Source organism: Pseudomonas sp. 30_B (assembly GCF_017491605.1).
Lineage (GTDB): Bacteria > Pseudomonadota > Gammaproteobacteria > Pseudomonadales > Pseudomonadaceae > Pseudomonas.
The window spans coordinates 1-556 of record NZ_JAFGYY010000135.1; the positions used below are offsets into that span (position 1 = coordinate 1).

Sequence of the window (556 nt, forward strand, 5' to 3'; positions counted from 1 at the left end):
GTCTTCACTTTAACAGATGAACCAATAGCGTATTTGGTTGTCACAGTTGAAGTTGACGATCCAGAATTATTACTCGATGTGCTGTCTCCGCTGTAATATTTTTTGATTTGACCCACGAAATATTGCTTGATAGCTGCTACACCATTTCCATGCAAATCCCACGCTCTGTGAGGACACGATGTAGAACTCAACTCACGATGTAAAGGAAAAACAGCTGAAGCAGGATTTAAACCGTACTTTTTGCATAAATCAGCAGACAGTTTAAACGCTTTTTGTTCATTCGCAAGATACGTGGATTCATTTCCCATAGATTGACATACTTCAATCCCCAAGTAATTCGCATTACCTTTACTGTTGCCTGTATGCCACGCCTTGTTGCTGTCCTTCTCAGCTTGATATGTTCCATCACTAGCAACGTAGTAATGAGCAAATCCTAAAGAAGGCGTATGGCTTTCTAGCCAGTTTTTATAAAATGCAGCAGTTGCACCTTGGCTTCCGGCATCATTATGCAAAACGATTGCTGTTGGGTTTGATCCACGAGCACCTGCAATTCCTG

1 protein-coding gene is annotated in these 556 nt (G+C 41.5%); it reads right to left on the reverse strand.

All coding sequences use genetic code 11. The features are described 5' to 3' along the window. Positions 1 to 556: N-acetylmuramoyl-L-alanine amidase (locus J5M67_RS27595; RefSeq protein ID WP_207888565.1), on the reverse strand; the 556-nt coding region annotated here is incomplete at both ends.